This is a genomic window from Rhizobium sp. USDA 4016 (genome assembly GCF_056279705.1).
Window position 1 is genome coordinate 2,386,831 of the sequence record NZ_JBWCCY010000004.1, and the last position, 21,321, is coordinate 2,408,151.

23 protein-coding genes and 2 pseudogenes are annotated in these 21,321 nt (G+C 61.6%); 11 read left to right on the forward strand and 14 right to left on the reverse strand.

Going from position 1 to position 21,321, the window contains the following annotated elements:
- The first annotated feature begins 2 nt into the window (after nucleotides 1-2).
- Nucleotides 3-617 carry a leucyl/phenylalanyl-tRNA--protein transferase gene (gene aat / locus ACZ9DP_RS27245; RefSeq protein WP_476204133.1) on the forward strand — a complete coding sequence of 205 codons (615 nt, stop codon included), beginning with the start codon at nucleotides 3-5 and terminating at the stop codon, nucleotides 615-617.
- A gap of 200 nt (nucleotides 618-817) precedes the next feature.
- Here aat and ACZ9DP_RS27250 read toward each other — a convergent pair whose 3' ends face one another.
- The 6 genes and pseudogenes from ACZ9DP_RS27250 to ACZ9DP_RS27275 form a co-directional block, all read right to left on the reverse strand.
- Nucleotides 818-1,249 carry a DUF2155 domain-containing protein gene (locus tag ACZ9DP_RS27250; protein WP_022714877.1) on the reverse strand — a complete coding sequence of 144 codons (432 nt, stop codon included), beginning with the start codon at nucleotides 1,247-1,249 and terminating at the stop codon, nucleotides 818-820.
- 115 nt (nucleotides 1,250-1,364) lie between these two features.
- Nucleotides 1,365-1,763 (reverse strand): NADH:ubiquinone oxidoreductase subunit NDUFA12, encoded by a 399-nt coding sequence (locus tag ACZ9DP_RS27255; RefSeq protein WP_239599277.1) that lies wholly within the window; start codon nucleotides 1,761-1,763, stop codon nucleotides 1,365-1,367.
- 102 nt (nucleotides 1,764-1,865) lie between these two features.
- A pseudogene (locus ACZ9DP_RS27260) lies at nucleotides 1,866-2,044 on the reverse strand (GNAT family N-acetyltransferase); the annotation flags it as partial.
- Nucleotides 2,045-2,068: 24 nt separating this feature from the next.
- Nucleotides 2,069-2,572 (reverse strand): N-acetyltransferase family protein, encoded by a 504-nt coding sequence (locus ACZ9DP_RS27265; protein ID WP_476204134.1) that lies wholly within the window; start codon nucleotides 2,570-2,572, stop codon nucleotides 2,069-2,071.
- 5 nt (nucleotides 2,573-2,577) lie between these two features.
- The gene (gene gatB / locus ACZ9DP_RS27270) at nucleotides 2,578-4,080 is read right to left on the reverse strand and encodes an Asp-tRNA(Asn)/Glu-tRNA(Gln) amidotransferase subunit GatB (protein WP_022714873.1); all 1,503 of its coding nucleotides are present in this window, start codon (nucleotides 4,078-4,080) and stop codon (nucleotides 2,578-2,580) included.
- A gap of 81 nt (nucleotides 4,081-4,161) precedes the next feature.
- A complete protein-coding gene (locus ACZ9DP_RS27275; protein ID WP_476204135.1) occupies nucleotides 4,162-4,677 on the reverse strand; it encodes an N-acetyltransferase family protein in 516 nt (171 codons plus the stop codon).
- A gap of 295 nt (nucleotides 4,678-4,972) precedes the next feature.
- On the opposite strand from ACZ9DP_RS27275, the gene ACZ9DP_RS27280 reads away from it, so the two are divergent.
- A complete protein-coding gene (locus ACZ9DP_RS27280) occupies nucleotides 4,973-5,230 on the forward strand; it encodes a YjhX family toxin (RefSeq protein WP_133940261.1) in 258 nt (85 codons plus the stop codon).
- Between the two features lie 57 nt (nucleotides 5,231-5,287).
- Here the strand turns inward: ACZ9DP_RS27280 and ACZ9DP_RS27285 are convergent, their stop codons facing one another.
- From ACZ9DP_RS27285 to ACZ9DP_RS27300, 4 genes are all read right to left on the reverse strand, one after another.
- On the reverse strand, nucleotides 5,288-5,563 hold the full coding sequence (locus tag ACZ9DP_RS27285; RefSeq protein ID WP_074067481.1) for a hypothetical protein: 276 nt from the start codon (nucleotides 5,561-5,563) through the stop codon (nucleotides 5,288-5,290).
- A 90-nt stretch (nucleotides 5,564-5,653) separates the two neighbouring features.
- A complete protein-coding gene (gene gatA / locus ACZ9DP_RS27290) occupies nucleotides 5,654-7,135 on the reverse strand; it encodes an Asp-tRNA(Asn)/Glu-tRNA(Gln) amidotransferase subunit GatA (protein ID WP_476204137.1) in 1,482 nt (493 codons plus the stop codon).
- 52 nt (nucleotides 7,136-7,187) lie between these two features.
- A complete protein-coding gene (gatC, locus tag ACZ9DP_RS27295; protein WP_074067477.1) occupies nucleotides 7,188-7,475 on the reverse strand; it encodes an Asp-tRNA(Asn)/Glu-tRNA(Gln) amidotransferase subunit GatC in 288 nt (95 codons plus the stop codon).
- A 70-nt stretch (nucleotides 7,476-7,545) separates the two neighbouring features.
- Entirely contained in the window at nucleotides 7,546-8,250 is a 705-nt protein-coding gene (locus tag ACZ9DP_RS27300) for a metal-dependent hydrolase (RefSeq protein ID WP_476204138.1), read from the reverse strand.
- A 115-nt stretch (nucleotides 8,251-8,365) separates the two neighbouring features.
- Here ACZ9DP_RS27300 and ruvX point away from each other — a divergent pair, with 115 nt between their 5' ends.
- On the forward strand, nucleotides 8,366-8,854 hold the full coding sequence (gene ruvX / locus ACZ9DP_RS27305; protein ID WP_476204139.1) for a Holliday junction resolvase RuvX: 489 nt from the start codon (nucleotides 8,366-8,368) through the stop codon (nucleotides 8,852-8,854).
- On the opposite strand, the gene ACZ9DP_RS27310 is transcribed toward ruvX, so the two are convergent.
- From ACZ9DP_RS27310 to ACZ9DP_RS27320, 3 genes are all read right to left on the reverse strand, one after another.
- Nucleotides 8,797-9,123 (reverse strand): DUF6105 family protein, encoded by a 327-nt coding sequence (locus tag ACZ9DP_RS27310; protein ID WP_476204141.1) that lies wholly within the window; start codon nucleotides 9,121-9,123, stop codon nucleotides 8,797-8,799. The genes ruvX and ACZ9DP_RS27310 overlap by 58 nt on opposite strands.
- Entirely contained in the window at nucleotides 9,120-9,290 is a 171-nt protein-coding gene (locus ACZ9DP_RS27315) for a hypothetical protein (RefSeq protein ID WP_194729429.1), read from the reverse strand. Before ACZ9DP_RS27315 ends, ACZ9DP_RS27310 begins: the two co-directional genes overlap by 4 nt.
- A gap of 120 nt (nucleotides 9,291-9,410) precedes the next feature.
- Nucleotides 9,411-10,070, reverse strand: coding sequence for a TetR/AcrR family transcriptional regulator (locus ACZ9DP_RS27320; protein WP_476204142.1), 660 nt, complete (start codon nucleotides 10,068-10,070; stop codon nucleotides 9,411-9,413).
- 139 nt (nucleotides 10,071-10,209) lie between these two features.
- Here ACZ9DP_RS27320 and ACZ9DP_RS27325 point away from each other — a divergent pair, with 139 nt between their 5' ends.
- Nucleotides 10,210-10,536, forward strand: coding sequence for a type II toxin-antitoxin system VapB family antitoxin (locus ACZ9DP_RS27325; RefSeq protein ID WP_476204144.1), 327 nt, complete (start codon nucleotides 10,210-10,212; stop codon nucleotides 10,534-10,536).
- Here ACZ9DP_RS27325 and ACZ9DP_RS27330 read toward each other — a convergent pair.
- The gene (locus ACZ9DP_RS27330) at nucleotides 10,430-12,079 is read right to left on the reverse strand and encodes an acyl-CoA dehydrogenase family protein (protein WP_074067469.1); all 1,650 of its coding nucleotides are present in this window, start codon (nucleotides 12,077-12,079) and stop codon (nucleotides 10,430-10,432) included. The genes ACZ9DP_RS27325 and ACZ9DP_RS27330 overlap by 107 nt on opposite strands.
- A gap of 178 nt (nucleotides 12,080-12,257) precedes the next feature.
- Between ACZ9DP_RS27330 and ACZ9DP_RS27335 the strand changes: the two genes are divergently transcribed.
- From ACZ9DP_RS27335 to rnr, 7 genes and pseudogenes are all read left to right on the forward strand, one after another.
- The gene (locus ACZ9DP_RS27335) at nucleotides 12,258-13,199 is read left to right on the forward strand and encodes an aspartate carbamoyltransferase catalytic subunit (protein WP_022714860.1); all 942 of its coding nucleotides are present in this window, start codon (nucleotides 12,258-12,260) and stop codon (nucleotides 13,197-13,199) included.
- On the forward strand, nucleotides 13,196-14,488 hold the full coding sequence (locus ACZ9DP_RS27340) for a dihydroorotase (RefSeq protein WP_476204145.1): 1,293 nt from the start codon (nucleotides 13,196-13,198) through the stop codon (nucleotides 14,486-14,488). Before ACZ9DP_RS27335 ends, ACZ9DP_RS27340 begins: the two co-directional genes overlap by 4 nt.
- 177 nt (nucleotides 14,489-14,665) lie before the next feature.
- The gene (gene plsY, locus ACZ9DP_RS27345) at nucleotides 14,666-15,286 is read left to right on the forward strand and encodes a glycerol-3-phosphate 1-O-acyltransferase PlsY (protein ID WP_476204146.1); all 621 of its coding nucleotides are present in this window, start codon (nucleotides 14,666-14,668) and stop codon (nucleotides 15,284-15,286) included.
- Between the two features lies 1 nt (nucleotide 15,287).
- Nucleotides 15,288-15,527, forward strand: a pseudogene (locus ACZ9DP_RS27350) (DNA-processing protein DprA); the annotation flags it as partial.
- A 34-nt stretch (nucleotides 15,528-15,561) separates the two neighbouring features.
- Nucleotides 15,562-15,711 (forward strand): DprA-like winged helix domain-containing protein, encoded by a 150-nt coding sequence (locus ACZ9DP_RS27355; RefSeq protein ID WP_476204147.1) that lies wholly within the window; start codon nucleotides 15,562-15,564, stop codon nucleotides 15,709-15,711.
- Between the two features lie 506 nt (nucleotides 15,712-16,217).
- Entirely contained in the window at nucleotides 16,218-18,878 is a 2,661-nt protein-coding gene (gene topA / locus ACZ9DP_RS27360; protein WP_476204149.1) for a type I DNA topoisomerase, read from the forward strand.
- Between the two features lie 2 nt (nucleotides 18,879-18,880).
- Entirely contained in the window at nucleotides 18,881-21,253 is a 2,373-nt protein-coding gene (rnr, locus tag ACZ9DP_RS27365) for a ribonuclease R (RefSeq protein ID WP_476204150.1), read from the forward strand.
- Nucleotides 21,254-21,321 lie beyond the last annotated feature (68 nt).

Consider the following 21,321-nt stretch of genomic DNA (forward strand, 5'->3'; position numbering starts at 1 on the left):
AAATGGCAGGCTCGCGCAGGAAGTCCCCAGGCATTACCCCGGAGATTCTCCTGCGCGCCTATTCCATCGGCCTCTTCCCGATGGCCGAATCCGCCGACGATCCGGAAATCTTCTGGGTCGAGCCGGAGCTTCGCGGCGTGCTGCCGCTCGACATCTTCCATGTCTCTAAAAGCCTTGCGAAGACTATCCGCAGGCAGCCCTTCGATATCCGCTTTGATCATGATTTCGACGCCGTGATCGCGGCCTGTGCCGAGGCGACCTTCGACCGTCCGAGCACCTGGATAAACCATACGATCAGATCACTCTATTCGACGCTCCACCGCATGGGCCATGCCCATTCCGTCGAAGCATGGCACGACGATCAACTGGTCGGCGGCCTCTATGGCGTCTCGCTCGGTTCCGCGTTCTTCGGCGAGAGCATGTTCTCCCGCCGCACCGATGCCTCGAAGATCTGTCTCGTTCATCTGGTTGCGCGTCTGCGCGACAGGGACTTCACCCTGCTCGACACGCAATTCACCACCGAGCATTTGAAGACCTTCGGCGCCATCGACGTGCCCAAGGACGACTATGCGGTGATGCTCGCCGCGGCGATGGATTCACCGCACCTGAAGTTTTGAGGGCTGCGTCAAGCGTCTTTCCCGCGCTGCCCGCCCTCGCCCTTTGAGGGTCGCTTCGCTCTCGCCTCAGTGTGAAGACTTCTCACGCGTCGGCGCTTGGCAAATATCGGTGCTGCCTCCATCCTCATCCTGAGGGGAAGCTTACACGGCGTAGCCTCGAAGGACGAGGATGGCCACGACGCTGCTCATGAAATGGAACGCTACTTCGCCGCGCCTTCGGGCGCCGGCACCTCGGACTGCGCCTTGCAGTCCTTCAGCCAGACGTCATAAATCGGGTGTTCCACAGCGTTGAGGCCGGGGCTGTCTGCGAACATCCAGCCGGTGAAGATGCGGCGGATCTTTCGGTCGAGGGTGATCTCGTCGACTTCGACGAAACCGTCGATCTTCTGGGCTTCCGCCTGGTCGCGCGAATAGCAGGCCTTCGGCGTGACCTGAAGTGCGCCGAACTGCACGGTCTCGTTGACATAGACGTCGAAGGTGGTGATGCGGCCGGTGATTTTGTCGAGGCCGGAGAAGACGGCAACGGGATTGTCGATGCGTGCGGCAGACGCCGCCTGCGGCAAGAAGGAAGAACCAAGCGCCAGGGCAAACCCGGCAGCACGCAGGACATGATTCCGCGTGAAAAGCTTCATATCTACCCGTCTCCAGCGCATTTCAGATCAAGGCCGCAGCTCGTGCGACCAATCTGCGGGTAAAGGTCAATTGTGGCCAAAAGCGGGGCCGGACGGCTCGCTTGGCAGAGCGACATCAGTTGCCGGGCGTCCAGGCGTCGTAGTCGCCGGTCACCCGCGGGCGTTCGCCGGCAACGGCAAGCGAGCCCGGCGGGCGGTACGCCTGCGGAGAGCCGGTGAGGTTGGGACGGTGCGTCTTTTGCCATTCCTTGGCGACGTAGTTTTCCTTCGACGGCGGAACATCGGTGCGGTGGTGCATCCAGCCGTGCCAGCCCGGGGGGATGGCGGAGGCTTCGGCATATCCCTTGTAGATCACCCAGCGCTTCGGCAGGCCATAGGAGGACATGCCGCCTTCATAGTAGACGTTGCCGAATTCATCCTCACCGACGCGCTTGCCGAAACGCCAGGTCGCAAAACGCGTGCCCAACGTCTGGCCGTTCCACCAGGTGAAGATTTGCAAAAGAAGGTTCTTCATGTCTTTTCCTTGTGCTTGCCGAAGGCGAGCGGGACTAGAATTCGTTCTTCGCTTATGCCGCCGGAACGCTGGATTGTCCAGCGATTCCCATCGGGCGAAACCTCATTTCAGGGCCATCATGGAGCCCAAATGCGACGGCTTGAAACTGAGGCGCTTGGAGAAACGATGCGCATCCCGGCGCTTGGCGTTGGTTGCAGATGCGAAAGGCCGCGGCCTTTTGCCTCGCCGACGTAGAATTCGATCATCTGCGCACCAATTCCGTTGCCGCGCATGTCGCCACGTCAACTTTGGCCATCGTTGCCGGTTCAATGGGGTTCGAGCTGCTTTTCAAGGATCAGCGGCGCGATCCCGGATTGGCCCGGTCCGTCGTTTTCGTTGCGGCCTGCGTCGGCAAAACCGTGCGCGTGATAGAAGGCAATCGCCTTTTCGTTCCTTGGCTCGACCTCCAGACGCATGATCTCTGCATCAGGAAAGCAGGTCTCGAGCTCGGCGAAGATTTGGCGTCCGATGCCCTGGCGATGCAGCGACGGCCGCACGTAAAGCAAATGCAGCATAACCGTCTTCGTCCTCTCGTCCGACATGGCGGCATAGCCAATGCCGCCCACGGTCTTGCCGTTGTCGGCGACGAGGAATTCCGCGTTCTTCTTCGCCAGCCGCGCCTGGAGCGCTGCCGGAGAAAACAGGTGCGCGATCAGCTCGCTCACCTTCGCCTCGCCATAGAGATCGGCATAGGCGGAACGAAACGCCTCGACCAGCAGGGCGCGGACCTTGTCGAGGTCCCGCTCGCTTGCCGTGCGCACGAAATACACGATCCCTACTCCTCGATTCCGAGCTTGGCCTTGACGAGCGCCTGGACGGCCTGCGGATTGGCCTTGCCGCCGGTTGCCTTCATCACCTGGCCGACGAACCAGCCGGCAAGCGTCGGCTTTGCCTGAACCTTGGCCACCTGATCCGGGTTGGCGGCGATGATCTCGTCGACGGCCTTTTCGATGGCGCCGGTATCGGTCACCTGCTTCATGCCGCGGGCCTCGACGATCTCAACCGGATCGCCGCCTTCGTTGAGCACGATCTCGAAGAGGTCCTTGGCAATCTTGCCGGAGATGGTCTCGGCCTTAATGAGATCGATGATCGCGCCCAGCTGAGCCGGCGAAACCGGCGTCTCTTCGATGTCCTTGCCGGTCCTGTTCAAGGCGCCGAGCAGGTCGTTGATGACCCAGTTTGCAGCCGTCTTGCCGTCGCGGCCTTCGGCCACGGCCTCGAAATAATCGGCAATCGCCTTTTCGGAGACCAGCACCGAAGCGTCGTAGACCGAAAGGCCGAGTTCGCGGACGAAGCGCTCCTTCTTGTCGTCCGGCAGCTCCGGCAGGTGGGCTGCAAGATCCTTGATGAAGCCATCGTCGAATTCGAGCGGCAGCAGGTCCGGATCGGGGAAGTAGCGATAATCATGCGCTTCTTCCTTGGAACGCATGGAGCGCGTTTCGCCCTTGTTCGCGTCGAAAAGGCGGGTTTCCTGATCGATCGTACCGCCGTCCTCCAGGATGCCGATCTGGCGGCGGGCTTCGTATTCGATCGCCTGGCCGATGAAGCGGATGGAATTGACGTTCTTGATCTCGCAGCGCGTGCCGAAGGGCTCGCCAGGGCGGCGGACGGAGACGTTGACGTCGGCGCGCATCGAGCCTTCGTCCATGTTGCCGTCGCAGGTGCCGAGATATCGCACGATCGAGCGGAGCTTCGTCATGTAGGCCTTCGCCTCGTCCGACGAGCGCATATCGGGCTTCGAGACGATTTCCATCAGCGCGACGCCGGAGCGGTTGAGGTCGACGTAGGACATCGTCGCATGCTGGTCGTGCATCGACTTGCCGGCATCCTGTTCCAGATGCAGGCGCTCGATGCCGATCTCGATATCCTCGAACTGGCCTTGGCGGTCAGGACCAAGCGAAATGACGATCGTGCCTTCGCCGACGATCGGATCCTTGTACTGCGAGATCTGATAGCCCTGCGGCAGGTCGGGATAGAAATAGTTCTTGCGGTCGAAGACCGAACGCTTGTTGATCTGAGCCTTCAGACCGAGGCCGGTGCGCACCGCCTGCTTGACGCATTCCTCGTTGATGACCGGCAGCATGCCGGGCATGGCAGCATCGACGAGCGAGACGTTCGAATTTTGCGGCTTGCCGAATTCCGTCGAGGCGCCGGAGAAGAGCTTCGCATTCGACAGCACCTGCGCATGGACTTCCATGCCGATGATGACTTCCCAATCGCCGGTGGCGCCGGGAATGAAGCGTTTCGGATCAGGCGTGCGAACGTCGACAATGGTCATTTGATGCTCTTTGGAGGCTGTTCTTTTCAACTGGTGAGGTAAAGGAAATGGTCTGCCGGTGCAAGGCTTTCGGCACGTCAGTCAGAAGCTAGAGCCAGGCCCGTAACTGCCGTCGCCCTCGGTTTCCAGGTCCTTCGCCAATCCGACCGATGGTACGTCGCGGTCGAGCTTCGGATTATAGGCGATTGAAAGCCAGTGGATGGCGTAACCGTGCTTCTGGAAAAAGCTGATCGCCTCGGTATTTCCCGAATGCGTCTGCATTGCCGCCTTCGCGAAACCCTGCTCGGCAACGTCCTTTTCGATCTCTTCCAGGAGCGCAGAGCCGAGGCCCTGGCGAGTATAGGCCGGATCGATCCAGAAATCGGATATTGTCTCGTCCAGGTGCTCGCGCGCCGCCCAGCCGGCAACGATACGGTTGAGCTCGATCACCGTGATCGTCAGCCATGTGCCTTGCGTAAAATTGACGAAGGCACTGCGCGCCGCATCCAGCAGCGCGTCCGACTCGCCCATTGCCGTCATCGCCTTTTGCCAGGCTCTGAGGCCGATCTCACTCAAAAGGTCCGCTTCGCCCTCGCGGGCATTGCGAATGTGGATCAATGGCACCTCCGCTCAACGCTTTCAGTAGAACACCGAATCGGTGGTTTTTCCAATGATTTGCGCGCTCGCGCCATCGTTATCAGCCGATTTTCGCAAGCCCGGCGCCTGCTTGACCTCCTGTTCGAGGCGAGCTACCAAGTCCTTATGTTGAGCCATTCTCAGACCCGCTAACGGCCCTGCCTGCAAGCCTGCTTGCGCGCATGGGCCAGAAAAAAACGAAGCCCCGACGCTCGCCTCGAACGCCGGATCGTTTTTTTACGCGCTTTTTCGGCGCGAAGACCGGATCAACATTCAAATGGACATTTCCCGCACGGAGCAGCGCATCCTGCACCTATTGGCCCAGGGCGGCCGCATCGAAATCACACGCGACGAAAAGAAAAAGATCGAAAAACTGCAGCTCTATACCCGCGAAGGCTGGGTATTCTCCGGCCTTGACCTGATCACCTTCCGCAAACTCAAACAGAAGAAGGCGATCAAATCTTCGAGCGGTAAGCCCTACCGCATCACGGAGCGCGGTTTGGTGCTGGTAAGAGCCGAGCAGGATAATCGATAGTTCCGCAGCATCATCCAAGCCGCGTGTCGTTTTCGGCGCGCGGCCTTGGCGGCGATGTCAGAGCTGCGCCGAAAGCTCGGCCCTCATCGCCGACCACTCTTCAGCCACGGTACCGGCTGCGCGCTTCTTACCCGCGCGTCGGTACCAGTAATCAGCATTCCAGTCGTCGCCTTCGATGCGATGGCAAAGGGCATGACCCCAGTCGAAGGGCTTTTCACCCTCGTGGGCCTGGCAGATTTCGTGCACGGCCTGCCAGTCTGCGCCCATGTGAAAACCGCCGGCCGCGAGACGATCGAATGCCTGGATCAACGGCGCGAGGTCTGTCTTGTCCATGAAGCCTCCTCGCGCCGCAGCTATTGACGACTGAGTACCATCTCAAGATGCATCTTATCGGAAGCCGTCATCTTGCAGATGATGAGCCCGTTACCACCACTTCGCCGGCGTGAACTTGCCCGCGGCCTGTTCGATGACATGCGCGGTCTTGAAGAGGGTCTCTTCATCGAAGGGCTTGCCGATGAGCTGGAGGCCGAGCGGCAGACCTTTGTGGTCGAGGCCGGCAGGCACGGCGATGCCCGGGAGGCCCGCCATGTTGACCGTCACGGTGAAGATGTCGTTCAAGTACATCTTGACCGGGTCGGAGGCGAGGTTCTCGTCGGCGATGCCGAAGGCCGAGGACGGGGTGGCGGGCGTCAGGATAGCGTCGACGCCGGCGTCGAAGGCGAATTCGAAGTCGCGCTTGATCAGCGTGCGGACCTTCTGGGCGCGCAGGTAATAGGCGTCGTAGTAGCCGGCCGACAGCACGTAGGTGCCGATCATGATGCGGCGTTTGACTTCCTTGCCGAAGCCCGCGGCGCGGGTCTTCTCGTACATGTCGACGATATCCTTGCCGTCGACGCGCAAGCCGTAGCGCACGCCGTCGTAGCGGGCGAGGTTCGAGGAGGCTTCGGCCGGAGCCACGATGTAATAGGCCGGCAGCGCGTATTTGGTATGCGGCAGCGAGATGTTGACGATCTCGGCGCCGGCGTCCTTCAGCCAGGCGATGCCCTGCTGCCAGAGGGTCTCGATTTCTTCCGGCATGCCGTCGACGCGGTATTCGTTCGGAATGCCAATCTTCATGCCCTTCAGCGACTTGCCGAGCGAGGCTTCGTAATCCGGCACCGGCAGGTCGACGGAGGTCGTATCCTTCGCATCGACACTTGCCATCGACTTCAACAGGATCGCGGCATCGCGCACGTCGCGGGCGATCGGACCGGCCTGATCGAGCGAGGATGCGAAGGCGACCGTGCCCCAGCGCGAGCAGCGGCCATAGGTCGGCTTGATGCCGACGGTGCCGGTGAAGGCGGCCGGCTGGCGGATCGAACCGCCGGTATCGGTGGCGGTGGCGCCGGCGCAAAGATGGGCTGCAACCGCCGCCGCCGAGCCGCCGGAAGAGCCGCCCGGAACGAGCTGCTGGTTCGAGCCCGCCGCACGCCACGGATTGATGACCGCGCCGTAGTGCGAGGTCTCGTTGGAGGAGCCCATGGCGAACTCGTCCATGTTCAGCTTGCCGAGCATGACGGCGCCGTCGTCCCAAAGGTTCTGGGTGACGGTCGATTCGTAGCGCGGCTCGAAGCCGTCGAGGATGTGGCTGCAGGCCTGGGTGTGGACGCCAACGGTCGCAAAGAGGTCCTTGATGCCGAGGGGGATTCCTTCGAGATCGCCGGCCTGGCCTGCGGCGATGCGCTCGTCGGATTTCTTCGCCATGATGCGGGCGAGATCGGGCGTGACTTTGATATAGGCTTTCAGCCGGTCATTGGCCGCATCGATAGCCGAAATATAGGCTTCCGTCAGTTCGGACGCGGTGATCTCCTTGGCGCGCAGCTTCTCGCGGGATTCGGCAATGGTCAGGCTGGTGAGTTTGCTCATCGTGTTCGCTCGGATTCTTGAATTGGCAACGGGGTCGGAAAAAGCGCTGGGCTTATTCGACGACTTTCGGCACCAGGAAGAAATTGTGGTCGCTGACCGGCGCATTGGCGACGATGTCCTCGGCCTTGCTGCCGTCGGTGACCTCGTCCTTCCGCTTTTTCATCGCCATCGGCGTGACGGAGGTCATCGGCTCGACGCCTTCGACATTCACCTCGGAAAGCTGCTCGACGAAACCGAGGATGCCATTCAGCTCGCCGACCATGCGATTTGCCTCTTCTTCCGAAACGGCAATACGGGCAAGGTGCGCGACGCGCTTAACGGTGGCAAGATCGACGGACATGGCATTCTCCGAATGGGAAATTTCCCACCCGCTATAAAGGCCATATCCGCCCAGTGCAACGGCGTTTTGCTTAGATGGACAGCGTCTCGCCCTGCTTCGGCGTCTTCACCTGCGTCTTCGAGCCTTCCATGCCGGAGACGAATTTTTCCGGCGTCTGGTCGATGATCGGGAAGGTGCCGTAGTGGCAGGGGATTGCGGTCTTGAAGTTGAAGTAACGCCGGCAGGCGAGTGCTGCGACGGCACCGCCCATGGTGAAGCGGTCGCCGATCGGCACGATGCCGATGTCCGGCTGGTGCAGTTCATTGAGGAGCGCCATGTCGGAGAAGATGTCGGTATCGCCCATATGGAGCAGGCTCGCCTCATCGTCGAAATGCAGCATCAGGCCATTCGGATTGCCGAGCGAATGGGAGACGCCGTCCTCGGTGATCTGGGCGGAGGAGTGCAGCGCATTGGTGAAGGTGGCGGTGAAACTTCCGAGCGAAACCGTGCCGCCCGTGTTGCCCATCTCGATCCTCTCGACGCCTTTGGAGCCGAGCCAGGCGGCGAGGTCTGCATTGGCGAGCACAACGGCTCCCGTCTCGCGGGCAAGCGAAATGGTATCGCCGACATGGTCGCCATGGCCGTGCGTCAGGAGGATATGGGTGATGCCGCTCGCAACCTGCTTAATGTCCTGACCGGCGAAGGACGGGTTGTGGGTGAGAAACGGGTCAATCAGTATCTTTGCCGCATTCGTCTCGATGCGGAAGGCGGAATGGCCGAGCCAGGTGATCTTCATGGAATCGCTCCTTAATACGTGATGCAAAAGCGGAATTGGATGCTAAGGACATATCCGGTATGGCCACAAAGAAAAGCGGCCAATGCTTCAATTTCTTTTGACGGGATGAACGACGATGACGGTGCTGACGATCGAGGAACTGGCGGCTGTGTTGCGGTCCGGACAGGCGATCGCCGGGCTAGATCTTGGCACAAAGACGATCGGCCTTGCGATGTCCGATCTCGGGCGGCGTTTCGCAACGCCGCGGCCGGTCATCAAACGGCAGAAGTTCACGATTGACGCCGAAGTGCTGCTTGCTTTTGCCGCGAAGGAAAAAGTCTCCGGTTTCGTCATCGGGCTGCCGATGAACATGGATGGCTCGGCCGGTCCGCGCGTTCAGGCGACGAGAGCCTTCGTGCGCAACATGGAGCAAAAGACCGCCCTGCCTTTTGTCTATTGGGACGAGCGGCTTTCGACGGTTGCGGCGGAACGGGCGCTGATCGAGATGGATGTGTCGCGCGCCAAACGTGCCGGGCGGATCGATTCGGCCGCCGCCAGCTTCATTCTTCAGGGGGCGCTGGACAGGCTCTCGCTGCTCACCAGATCGGACGATTTCGAGGCCTGACGCGCCTTCCACCAGGCAATGAGCTTCCTGCGCTTGCGAAAGCCTATGATGGCGAAGACGACGAGGCTGTCGACAGCGATCGCGCGCGCGACAAGCTGCGGAATGGTTTCCGGCGGTACGCCGAGCACATCGCCGTAAATCTGGAAGGTCAGGTCATGAACCTGGCGCGTCAGCATGAAGATGCCGAAGTTCATGTCGTAGTAGGAAAGCCAGTACCAGCCGCCCAGAAAGGCGATCGGTCCCAACCAGAAGACCAGGAACCACTTCATGCGGCCTCCCCTTCCTGCCGGCTCAAAGACGCGTCGGGAGTGACCGCCCATGTCGACATTGCCATGACGCTCAAAACCAGTGCAGGCACGGCGATATCCAGCGCAAGCACCGCGAAAAACATCATCGCGGCAAAGAGCAGCATGGCTTTGGCAGCTTTGGTTCCCATGATTCCGACAGCTAAGATTTAGACTGCGGATACCCTGTCCCGTTAACCCGCAGGGTGCAATGTAAACCATTCGTTAAGGTTAACGGCCGGGTCGCCGCCTGTGGATGACACGAAGCCGCGTCAGCCGTAAACGCCGCGAACGATGCGCTTCAAAGCGGCTGCTGCTTTTTCCCAATCCTTGGGGGTCTTCAGCGCAAGGCCCGCACACTGGCCGCCTGCCGAAGCCGAGAGCACGAGGTGCTGGATCGCGGCAATGAGAATTGCGTTGACGGCGGCGGCATCGACGCCCTTCGGCGGCGCCAGCGAGCCCTTCATGCGCTCCAGCCATTGCGACAGCGCCTTCGAGCGGGATTCGGCAAGCCGCCTCACCTGCTCCGTATTCTCGGAGACTTCCCAGGCGACGATGCGGCGCATCAGCGGGTCGTCGCGAAGCGCCTCGAGGAAAAGCAACGCCAGGCGCTCCATGAGATCGCCGTAGGTGAGCAGAAACATGCCGCCGGTATCTTCCGGAATGCGGTCCCTGACCCAGGTGCCGAGATCGGCGCCGATCGCTTCGACAAGGCCGTTCAGACCGCCATAATAGCGATAGATCAGCTGCTTGTCGCATCCGGCCCGGCGGGCAACCGCGTTAATGCCGAAATTCTGAAACCCCTCTTCCGATAGCAGCGCCTTGGCCGCCCTGAGGATCGCCTTTTCGGTCGCACCGCGGTCGCGGACGCGCTTATCGGCTTCGCTTGCAGCCTGCGGAAGAGCTTCAAGTACCGCGGATTCATTCAACATATCGGATCGCCCAGCCTGTCACTATGCGGTGAGTAGCGAAGCCTTAGCTTGCCGACAATGGGCAGGTCTCGGAAAGCCTGGGGATATTGTTTGAAATGGACGAATGTGTAATCCGGCCAAAGATACACATGCGGCCAACATGCGAACCAATGTAGACATCGATGATGAGCTAAGGGAACAGGCAATGCGCCTCAAAGGCTTGCCGACGAAAAAAGCGACCATCGAGGAAGCCCTGCAAGATCTCATCCGGCGCCGGGCACAGCGCAAAGCTATGGACGAACTCTGGGAGCGGTCACAGCCTGTTGCATCACGATTTAGATTTCGAACCCATGCGCAGTACCTCGCGGTGTTATCTTGCCCTAACCTGCCGGCGGATAAAGCAGGTCCACGATGTAGGTCGCGTCGAAGCGGGAATCGAGCATGCCGTAGGTCGCCCGCCAGCCGCCTGCGAGACGCGTTTCGATGAAGGCGTCGGCGATGCGGCCGGCACCGAGGCGGTAGAGCTCGGCAGCGGCGGCGGCGAGCGCAAGCTGTTCAACCAGCAGACGAGCCGCGCCCTCGTCCCGTTCGCAGAGCGCCATTGCGGCGCGAAGGACGTCAATCGTCTTCTTGCCGGCCGGGCCGAGATCGCGGGCAAGGCCGGTGAACACCGTTTCAAAGAGATCCTTGCCGCGCGTCAGCACACGCAGCACATCGAGCGCCATCACGTTACCGGAGCCTTCCCAGATGGCGTTGACCGGGGCTTCACGGTAGTGGCGGGCGATCGGGCGCTCCTCGATGTAGCCGCTGCCGCCGATGCATTCCATCGCCTCATAGATGAGCGCCGGCGCGATCTTGCAGCACCAGTATTTCGCAACCGGCGTCATGACGCGGGCGTAGGCAGCCTCTTCCGCATTGCCGCGGGCCTTGTCGAAAGCATCAGCGAGGCGGAAGGACAGAGCCGTTGCGGCCGCGACGTCGAGCGCCATATCGGCCAGCACGCGGGTCATGATCGGCTGGTTGACGAGCATCTTGCCGAAGACGCTGCGGCCGCGGGTGTGGTGCACGGCTTCGGCAAGCGAGGCACGCATGATGCCCGACGAGGCAAGCGCGCAGTCAAGACGCGTCAACGTCACCATGTCGAGGATCGTGCGGATGCCTGCATCCGGGCCGCCAAGCAGGAAGCCGAAGGTATCGCTGAACTCGACTTCGGAGGAGGCGTTCGAGCGGTTGCCCACCTTGTCCTTGAGGCGCTGGAATTGCAGGCCATTGGCCGAACCGTCTTCCAGCAGGCGCGGAACCAGGAAGCAGCCCACGCCTTCCTTCGTCTGCGCCAGCATGATGAAGGCATCGCTCATCGGCGCCGACATGAACCATTTGTGGCCCGACAGGCGGTAAATGCCTTCGCTGATCTTTTCGGCTGTGCTCTTGTTGGAGCGGACGTCGGTGCCGCCCTGCTTCTCGGTCATGCCCATCCCGATTGTCACGGCAGACTTCTGCATGGCAGGCTTGTTCGACGAATCATATTTGCGCGAGAGGATCTTCGGCGCCCAATCCTTCTGCACGGCAGGCGAAGCGGAGAGTGCTGCCACCGAAGCGCTCGTCATCGTCAGCGGGCAAAGGTGGCCGGATTCGAGCTGGGCAGTGAGGTAAAAGCGGGCCGCACGGATCTTGTGCGCCTGATCCTTGGCGTCGGCATCGGCCTGTGGATCCCAGACTGAGGAATGCAGGCCGACGGACATCGAGCGGCGCATCAGTGCATGCCATGCCGGGTGAAACTCGACGACATCCAGACGCTCGCCGCGCGGGCCATGGGTGCGAAGCTGCGGCGTACCCTGGTTTGCCATGCGCGCCAGCTCCTGCGCCTCCGGCGAGGTCACGTAGCGGCCCATGTTTTCCAGGTCCTCGCGCGTGCCGCGCGGCAACGCCGCAGTCAAGTCGACGATCAGCGGATCGGACCGGTAGGCATTGATGCCGGACCAGAGACTTGGCTGGTTCAGCTCGGCGAGTTTTTCTTCAGCGGATGTCATGAGTCGCTTCTAGTGCAAGAGACAGGCAAAGGGAAAGCGGAAGTTCGAGCTTTCCCGCTTCAGCTCTAGCGAATTTACGACAAAATTGCATGGGGACGTAAGCCTTTGTCCGCAGCACATGCTTGCCCCTCACCGCGCCACTCATTATAGAGCGCGTGACACAGCAAGAGGCAGGTTCATGGTCTTCTTTCCCCACCGCCACCTCATCGGCATAAAAGGCCTCACGGAGCAGGATATCACCTACTTGCTCGACAAGGCGGATGAGGCCGTCAAGATCAGCCGGCAGCGCGAGAAGAAGACATCGACCCTTCGCGGCCTGACGCAGATCAACCTCTTCTTCGAAGCCTCGACACGGACGCAAGCCTCCTTCGAACTCGCCGGAAAGCGCCTTGGCGCCGACGTCATGAATATGTCGGTCGGCAATTCCTCGGTGAAGAAGGGCGAAACGCTGATCGATACGGCGATGACGCTGAATGCGATGCGGCCGGACGTGCTGGTGATCCGCCATTCGAGCGCTGGTGCCGCCGCACTCCTGGCGCAAAAGGTCTCCTGCTCGGTGGTCAATGCCGGCGACGGCCAGCACGAGCATCCGACGCAAGCGCTGCTCGACGCGCTGACGATCCGCCGCGCCAAGGGCAGGCTGTCGCGCATCATCGTGGCGATCTGTGGCGACGTGCTCCATTCGCGGGTGGCGCGCTCGAACATCCTGCTTCTGAATGCCATGGGCGCGCGGGTCCGTGTCGTCGCACCGGCGACGCTGCTTCCGGCCGGCATCGCGGAGATGGGCGTCGAGGTCTTCCACTCGATGAAGGAAGGGCTGAAGGACGCCGATGTAGTTATGATGCTGCGCCTCCAGCGCGAGCGGATGTCCGGCGCCTTCGTGCCTTCGGTGCGGGAATATTTCCATTTCTATGGGCTTGATGCGGAAACTCTGAAAGCTGCCAAGGACGATGCGCTGGTGATGCATCCGGGACCGATGAACCGCGGGGTGGAAATCTCATCCGAGGTGGCGGATGGACCGCAGAGCGTGATTGCCGAACAGGTGGAAATGGGGGTCGCGGTGCGCATGGCGGTGATGGAGACCTTGCTTGTGTCTCAGAACCGGGGGCCGCGGGCATGACGAACTCGATCGTTCTCAAGAATGTTCGCATCATCGATCCTTCGCGCAATCTCGATGAGATCGGCACGATCATCGTCAAGGACGGCATGATTGCGGCAGCCGGAAAGGATGCGCAGAACCAGGGGGCGCCGGAAGGTGCCACGGTTCGCGATTGCAGCGGTCTCGTCGCAACGCCGGGCCTGGTCGATGCATGCGTCAATATCGGCGAGCCGGGCGCCGAACACCGCGAGACGATCGCTTCGGCGAGCCGGGCGGCGGCCGCAGGAGGCGTCACCTCGATCATCATGATGCCAGACACCGATCCTGTCATCGATGACATCGCGCTGGTCGAATTCGTCAAGAAAACGGCGAGGGACACGGCGCTCGTCAACATCTATCCGGCTGCGGCGATCACCAAGCATCTGGCCGGCGAGGAGATGACCGAGATCGGCCTGCTGATGGAAGCCGGAGCCGTCGCCTTCACGGATGGCCGTTCCAGCGTTCACGACACGCAGGTGCTGCGGCGGGTGATGACCTATGCGCGGGAATTCGGCGCCGTCATCTCCTGCGAGACCCGCGACAAATATCTCGGCGCCACCGGCGTCATGCATGAAGGATTGCTTGCCAGCTGGCTCGGTCTCGGGGGCATTCCGAAGGAAGCGGAACTCATTCCTCTTGAACGAGACCTCCGCATCGCGCAGCTGACACGCGGCACGTATCATGCGGCGATGATCTCGGTACCGGAGTCGGTCGAGGCGATCGAGCTTGCGAAGAGCCGCGGCGCCAAGGTGACCTGCGGCATCTCGATCAACAACCTGGCGCTTAACGAAAACGACATCGGCGAGTACCGTACCTTCTTCAAGCTCTATCCGCCGCTGCGCTCCGAAGACGACCGCGTGGCGATGGTGGATGCGCTGGCGAGAGGCGCAATCGACATCATCGTTTCTTCGCATGATCCGCAGGATGTCGATACCAAACGGCTGCCTTTCGGCGAAGCGGCTGATGGCGCAGTGGGTCTTGAGACGATGCTTGCAGCGGCCCTGCGCCTCCACCACAGCGGCCAGGTGAGTCTGATGCGGCTGATCGATGCGATGTCGACGCGCCCTGCGCAGATCTTCGGCCTGAAAGCCGGCACGCTAAAGCCGGGTGCCAAAGCCGATATCGCGCTGATCGATCTCGACGAGCCTTGGCTTGTCTCGGAAGACATGCTTCTCTCGCGCTCGAAGAATACGCCTTTCGAGGATGCGCGCTTCAGCGGACGGGCTGTCGCGACCTATGTCGCGGGGAAGCTGGTTTACGGATTGGAATAAAGTGGGAGTTGCCCCTCATCCGCCTTGCCGGGCACCTTCTCCCCGCAGGCGTGGTGAAGGTGACTCGCAGCGGCGTTTCGCCCTTCGCAAAGGGCCCGCTGTGCAGGTTCCCTGGCCCCGCTTGCCGGGATAGGTCAGGGTGAGGGGTAAGCCCATTGGACGAAAGGGATGGAGTAAATGATCTCTGACTTGATGACCTGGCAGATTACACCGCCGCTGGCGCTTGCGGCGGCCGCGATCGGCTACCTGCTGGGCTCCATCCCCTTCGGCCTTATCCTGACGCAGGCGGCGGGGCTCGGCGATGTGCGCAGCATCGGCTCCGGCAATATCGGCGCGACCAATGTGCTGCGCACCGGCAACAAGAAGCTTGCGGCTGCGACCCTGTTGCTCGATGCGCTGAAGGCGTCGGCCGCAGCCTGGATCGTCGGTTATTTCCTTGGCGGGGAAGCGGGCATCATTGCCGGCTTCTTTGCCTTCATCGGCCACCTCTTCCCCGTCTGGATCGGCTTCAAGGGCGGCAAAGGCGTTGCCACCTATATCGGCACGCTGCTTGGCGTCGCGCCGGTCATGGTTCTGCTTTTCGGCGCCGTATGGCTCGCGGTTGCCTTTACCACCCGTTACTCGTCGCTGTCGGCGCTGGTCGCGATGCTTGTCATCCCGGTTGCATTGTGGATATTGGGAGCCGAGAAGGTTGCAGCGGTCATGGCCGTGATGTCGGTCATCTCCTATTACAAGCACAAGGCCAACATTTCCCGCCTCATGAGTGGGACGGAGAGCAAGGTCGGGGCAAAGAAATAAGATGGACGCGGCAAGCGCAAGGCCGAAGGGAATTGCGCTGAGGAAACGGCAACGGATTGCCTGGCTGCGGCTGATCGCTCCGACAATGTCGGCCCCGCCCACCTTCCGCGACCTCCTCCATCATTTTCGGCTCGCGCAAACCGCGCTCTCGGTGCTTTCGGAGCTCTCGTCGCGCGGCGGCGCCACGCGCGCAACCCGCATCGCGACCGAAGCCGAGGCGCATCGGGAACTGGAACCGGCGCAAATTCGGCACCCCTTCGTCGACGTGATCGAAGGTGCCCCGCTGGCGGAAGGGACATGCTGCCGGCCGATGTTCCCGAGCGCGCCAGGATCGTCGATGCGCTGGGCCGACACCGGTCGAGATCGATACGATCATCCGGCACACCGGGCTCTCCGTCTCGGCGGTCTATCTCGTTTCTGCTTGAACTTGATATCGGCGCAAGGCTGCACCGGCATCCCGGCTGCCTCGTCTCCCTTGCGATGGGCGATTGAGCTTCCTACATGCGGTTGTGAAGCTCGCCGGCCTCGACATAGGCCATCTCGATCAGACAGCACAGCATAATCCACCTCTTCCTTTTCGGCGACCTGACGCAACTCGGCGAGCATCTGGCGGATGGATGCGATTTTTCCCCGCGAGGCCGATCCATCGCTGTTCTTCTTTTCAACCTTGGGCGCCATGAAGGGTCTCTGGACGATTACGGACCGCTGCTTGCAAGGAGCCCTGGCCGACTTGAAAAACGATAACCATAATACCTAAAATTGCAATGCGTTCTTAATCTCTCTTTGGTTGCATTGGATTGTAACGCCTAAAATTCAGCAAACCCCTTGACCGGAACGATTTCCCTGTCCATGTCGGAGGGCCGGTATTCTTCGGGCGGCAAGTATTACGCTCTTCTCCTCGCCGGGCGCGGTAGTTTTTTAGAGAATCATGATGAATGTTGTAGTGGTGGAATCGCCTGCCAAGGCCAAGACGATCAACAAGTATCTGGGCTCCGGATACAAGGTGCTCGCCTCCTTCGGCCATGTGCGCGATCTGCCTGCCAAGGACGGCTCTGTTCTTCCTGACCAGGACTTCGAAATGCTTTGGGAGGTCGACAGCGCCTCGGCCAAGCGCATGAAGGATATCGCAGACGCGGTGAAGTCTTCCGACGGGCTCATCCTCGCAACCGACCCGGATCGCGAGGGTGAAGCGATCTCCTGGCACGTGCTCGACGTCCTGAACAAGAAGCGCGTGCTGAACGGCAAGTCGGTGAAGCGCGTCGTCTTCAACGCCATCACCAAGAAGGCGGTTCTGGACGCGATGGCCGAGCCCCGGGACATCGACGTACCGCTGGTCGATGCCTATCTCGCACGCCGCGCGCTCGATTACCTCGTCGGCTTCAATCTTTCGCCGGTTCTCTGGCGCAAATTGCCGGGCGCCCGTTCGGCCGGTCGCGTGCAATCGGTCGCGCTGCGTCTCGTCTGCGACCGCGAAACCGAGATCGAGCGCTTCATCTCGGAAGAATACTGGAACATCTCGGCCCTCCTGAAGACGCCGCGCGGGGATGAATTCGAGGCCAAGCTGGTTGCAGCCAATGGCAAACGGTTGCAGGCGCGATCGATCGCCAATGGCGAAGACGCCGCCAAGCTGAAATCCCTGCTCGAGGGCGCGGCCTATGTCGTCGACAGCGTCGAGGCAAAGCCCGTCAAGCGCAACCCGGGACCGCCGTTCACGACTTCGACGCTGCAGCAGGCGGCCTCCTCCAAGCTTGGTTTCTCTGCATCGCGCACGATGCAGATCGCCCAGAGACTCTACGAGGGTGTTGATATCGGCGGCGAGACGGTCGGTCTCATCACTTATATGCGTACCGATGGCGTGCAGATGGCACCCGAAGCGATCGATGCGGCGCGACGCGCCATCGTCGATCAGTTCGGCGAGCGCTACATGCCGGAGAAGGCCCGTTTCTATTCCACCAAGGCGAAGAACGCCCAGGAAGCGCACGAAGCAATCCGTCCGACGGATTTCGACCGTTCGCCTGACCGCGTGCGGAAATTCCTCGATGCCGATCAGATCAAGCTCTACGACCTGATCTGGAAGCGCGGCATTGCGAGCCAGATGGCCTCGGCCGAAATCGAGCGCACGACGGCCGAAATCACTGCTGACAACAATGGCCAGAGGGCCGGCCTGCGCGCCGTCGGATCCGTCATCCGGTTTGACGGCTTCATTGCGGCTTACACCGACCAGAAGGAAGACGGCGAACAGAGCGACGAAGGCGACGAAGGCGGCCGCCTGCCGGAGATCAATGCGCGCGAGAACCTCGCAAAGCAGAAAATCAACTCGACGCAGCACTTCACCGAACCGCCGCCGCGCTATTCGGAAGCGACACTGATCAAGAAGATGGAAGAGCTCGGCATCGGCCGTCCCTCCACCTACGCCGCGACGCTCGCAACGCTCCGCGACCGCGAATATGTGACGATCGACAAGCGCAAGCTGATCCCCCATTCCAAAGGACGGCTGGTGACGGCGTTCCTCGAGAGCTTCTTCACCAAATATGTCGAATACGATTTCACCGCCGACCTTGAAGAGAAGCTCGACCGGATCTCGGCAGGCGAGCTCAACTGGAAACAGGTGCTTCGCGATTTCTGGAAGGATTTCTTCTCGCAGATCGAGGATACAAAGGAACTGCGCGTCACCAATGTGCTCGACTCGCTGAACGAACAGCTGGCGCCGCTCGTCTTCCCGAAGCGGGAGGACGGTAGCGATCCGCGCATCTGCCAGGTCTGCGGTACCGGCAACCTGTCGCTGAAGCTCGGCAAATACGGCGCCTTCGTCGGCTGCTCGAACTATCCGGAATGCAATTACACCCGCCAGCTCACCTCCGAAAACGGCGCAGAAGCCGAAGGTGGGGCACAAAACGAACCGAAGAACCTCGGCACCGATCCGGTGACCGGCGAGGAGCTGACGCTGCGCTCGGGCCGCTTCGGCCCTTACATCCAGCGCGGCGACGGCAAGGATGCCAAGCGCGCTTCGCTGCCGAAGGGCTGGAAGCCGGAAGACATCGACTACGAGAAGGCGATGGCGCTGATCTCGCTGCCGCGCGACATCGGCAAGCACCCGGAAACCGGCAAGATGATCTCCTCCGGTATCGGGCGCTACGGCCCATTCCTGCTGCATGACGGCGGCTATGCCAATCTGGAAAGCGTCGAGGACGTGTTTTCGATCGGCCTCAACCGTGCGGTAACGCTGATTGCCGAGAAGGCGAACAAGGCTCCGGGCGGCCGCGGACGTGGAACACCGGCGGCGCTCAAGGAGTTGGGCGAGCATCCGGATGGCGGCGCAATCACCGTTCGTGACGGCAAGTATGGTCCCTATGTGAGCTGGGGCAAGGTGAACGCCACGCTGCCGAGGGGCAAGGATCCGCAGGCAATCACGGTCGAGGAGGCACTGGCCCTGATCGCCGCCAAGGCCAGCAAGGCGCCGGCGGCCAAGGGCAGAGCAAAACCGAAGGCAAAGGCTGCCGCTTCCGAAGGCAAGGCGACGAAAAGCGCCGCCAAGCCCAAGGCTAAAGCCGCTGCGAAAGCGAAAGCGCCCGCGAAAACGAAGAAGAGCTGAGAGTGAGCAGGAATCCGCGCGAAAGAACGAAGACCATGGGCAAGCGCCCGGGGAAGATCGGCCGCGCGAGCCGCGATGCCGCTCCCGTCGAACCGCTGAACATCGTGCACGGCGCATTGCCGTCGCGCGAAGTCATTTTGCGCTTCATCGCCGAACATCCGCAAAAAGCGTCCAAACGCGAGCTCGCCAAGGCCTTCGGCCTCAAGGGCGACAGCCGCGTCGAACTCAAGCACATGCTACGGGACCTCGAACAGGAAGGCATGCTGCAGAAGACACGGAAGTCGCTGATCCGGCCGGGCGCACTGCCGCCCGTAACCGTTCTCGACATCACCACACGCGACAAGGACGGCGAACTGATCGCCCGGCCGGCGGAATGGCCGGAGGATCAGGGCGTTGCGCCTGCCGTCGCGATCCGCCAGACGTCGCCTGCCGGACGTCAGGGCAAGGGAAAGACACCCGTTGCCGGAATGGGTGACCGCGTCGTGGCGAAGATTTTCCCGGCGGCTGACCGCGGCGGACCGGCCTATACCGCGCGCATCATCAAGATCATCGACAAGCGCCGCGGCGCGACCATGGGTGTTTTCCGCACCGCCCCCGGCGGCGCTGGACGGCTGCTGCCGATCGAACGGCGCGGCGAAGAAATGCTGATCGATCCGGACTATACCGGCGACGCCAAGGACGGCGACCTCGTCGAAGTCGAGATCGCGCGCCTCGGACGCTTCGGCCTGCCGCGCGCAAAGGTGCTGTCGGTCGTCGGTTCCGTCGCCTCGGAAAAGACGATCTCGATGATCGCGATCCACGCGCACGGCATTCCGCATGTCTTTCCGCAGCCGGTGATCGACGAAGCCGATGCGGCCAGGCCCGCGACGATGTCGCATCGCGAGGATTGGCGCGACGTGCCGCTGATCACCATCGACCCGGCCGATGCGAAGGATCACGACGACGCGGTCTATGCCGAACCGGACCCTTCCCCCGACAACCCGGGCGGCGTGATCATCACCGTGGCGATCGCCGATGTCTCCTACTATGTGAGGTCCAATTCGGCACTCGACCGCGAAGCGCTGAAGCGCGGCAATTCGGTCTATTTCCCCGATCGCGTCGTGCCGATGCTGCCGGAGCGCATCTCCAACGATCTCTGCTCGCTGAAGGAAGGCGTCGACCGGCCGGCGCTTGCCGTGCGCATGGTCTTTTCGAAGGAAGGCCGCAAGGCCGGACATACGTTCCACCGCATCATGATGAAAAGTGCGGCGAAGCTTTCCTACAGCAACGCGCAGGCGGCGATCGACGGCAAGCCAGACGACAAGACCGGGCCGATGCTGGAACCGATCCTGAAGCCGCTCTGGCACGCCTACGAAGTGATAAGGCGCGGCCGTGAGAGGCGCCAGCCGCTCGAACTCGATATGCCCGAGCGCAAGATCCTGCTGAAACCGGACGGCACGGTGGACCGCGTCGTCGTGCCGCCGCGGCTCGACGCGCACAAGCTCATCGAAGAAATGATGATCCAGGCCAATGTCTGCGCGGCCGAAACGCTCGAGAAGAAGCGTCAGGTGCTAATCTATCGCGTCCACGACGGCCCGACGCTCGCCAAGCAGGAGATCCTGCGCGAATTTCTGGCGACGCTCGGCATCTCGCTTGCTAAGGGCGGCAATGTGCGGGCGAACAGCTTCAACGGCATCCTGGCAAAAGCCGAGAACACGCCGCATCAGACGATGGTCAACGAGATGGTCCTGCGCTCGCAGAGCCAGGCGATCTACAGCCCAGAAAATATCGGCCATTTCGGGCTGAACCTGATGAAATATGCGCATTTCACCTCGCCGATCCGCCGCTATGCGGACCTGATCGTTCATCGTGCGCTGGTCGGCTCGCTCGGTCTTGGCGAAGGCGGCATCACACCGCAGGAAGAGGCCGCGCTCGACGACATCGCCGCCGAAATCTCCACCTTCGAGCGCCGTGCAATGGCCGCGGAGCGCGAGACGGTCGACCGGCTGGTCGCCCACCATCTCAGCACGCGTGTCGGGGAAGAGTTCAAGGGGCGCGTATCGGGCGTCACGAAATCGGGACTATTTGTCGCCCTCCCCGACTATGGAGCCGACGGCTTCGTACCTATATCTACGCTCGGCACGGACTACTTCATCTACGATGAGGCGCATCAGGCGCTGTCGGGTGAGAGGACCGGGCTGGGGTACCGTCTCGGAGACGATGTCACCGTAAAGCTTGCCGAAGCGATCCCGCTCGCCGGCGCGCTTCGCTTCGAGATGATAAGCGAAGGACGCAACATGCCGACGGCAGTGCGCTCGTTCCACAAGGCAGGCCGCCGTGACAACCGGCAGGCCCGCATGATGGCCGGGACAAGGCCGCCAAGGGGGCGGCGATAGGGCATCCTTTTCGGGATGCTCTGCATTTGAAATAAGGAGCGTCCCTTCTCCGCCAGGCGGCGGGTTGC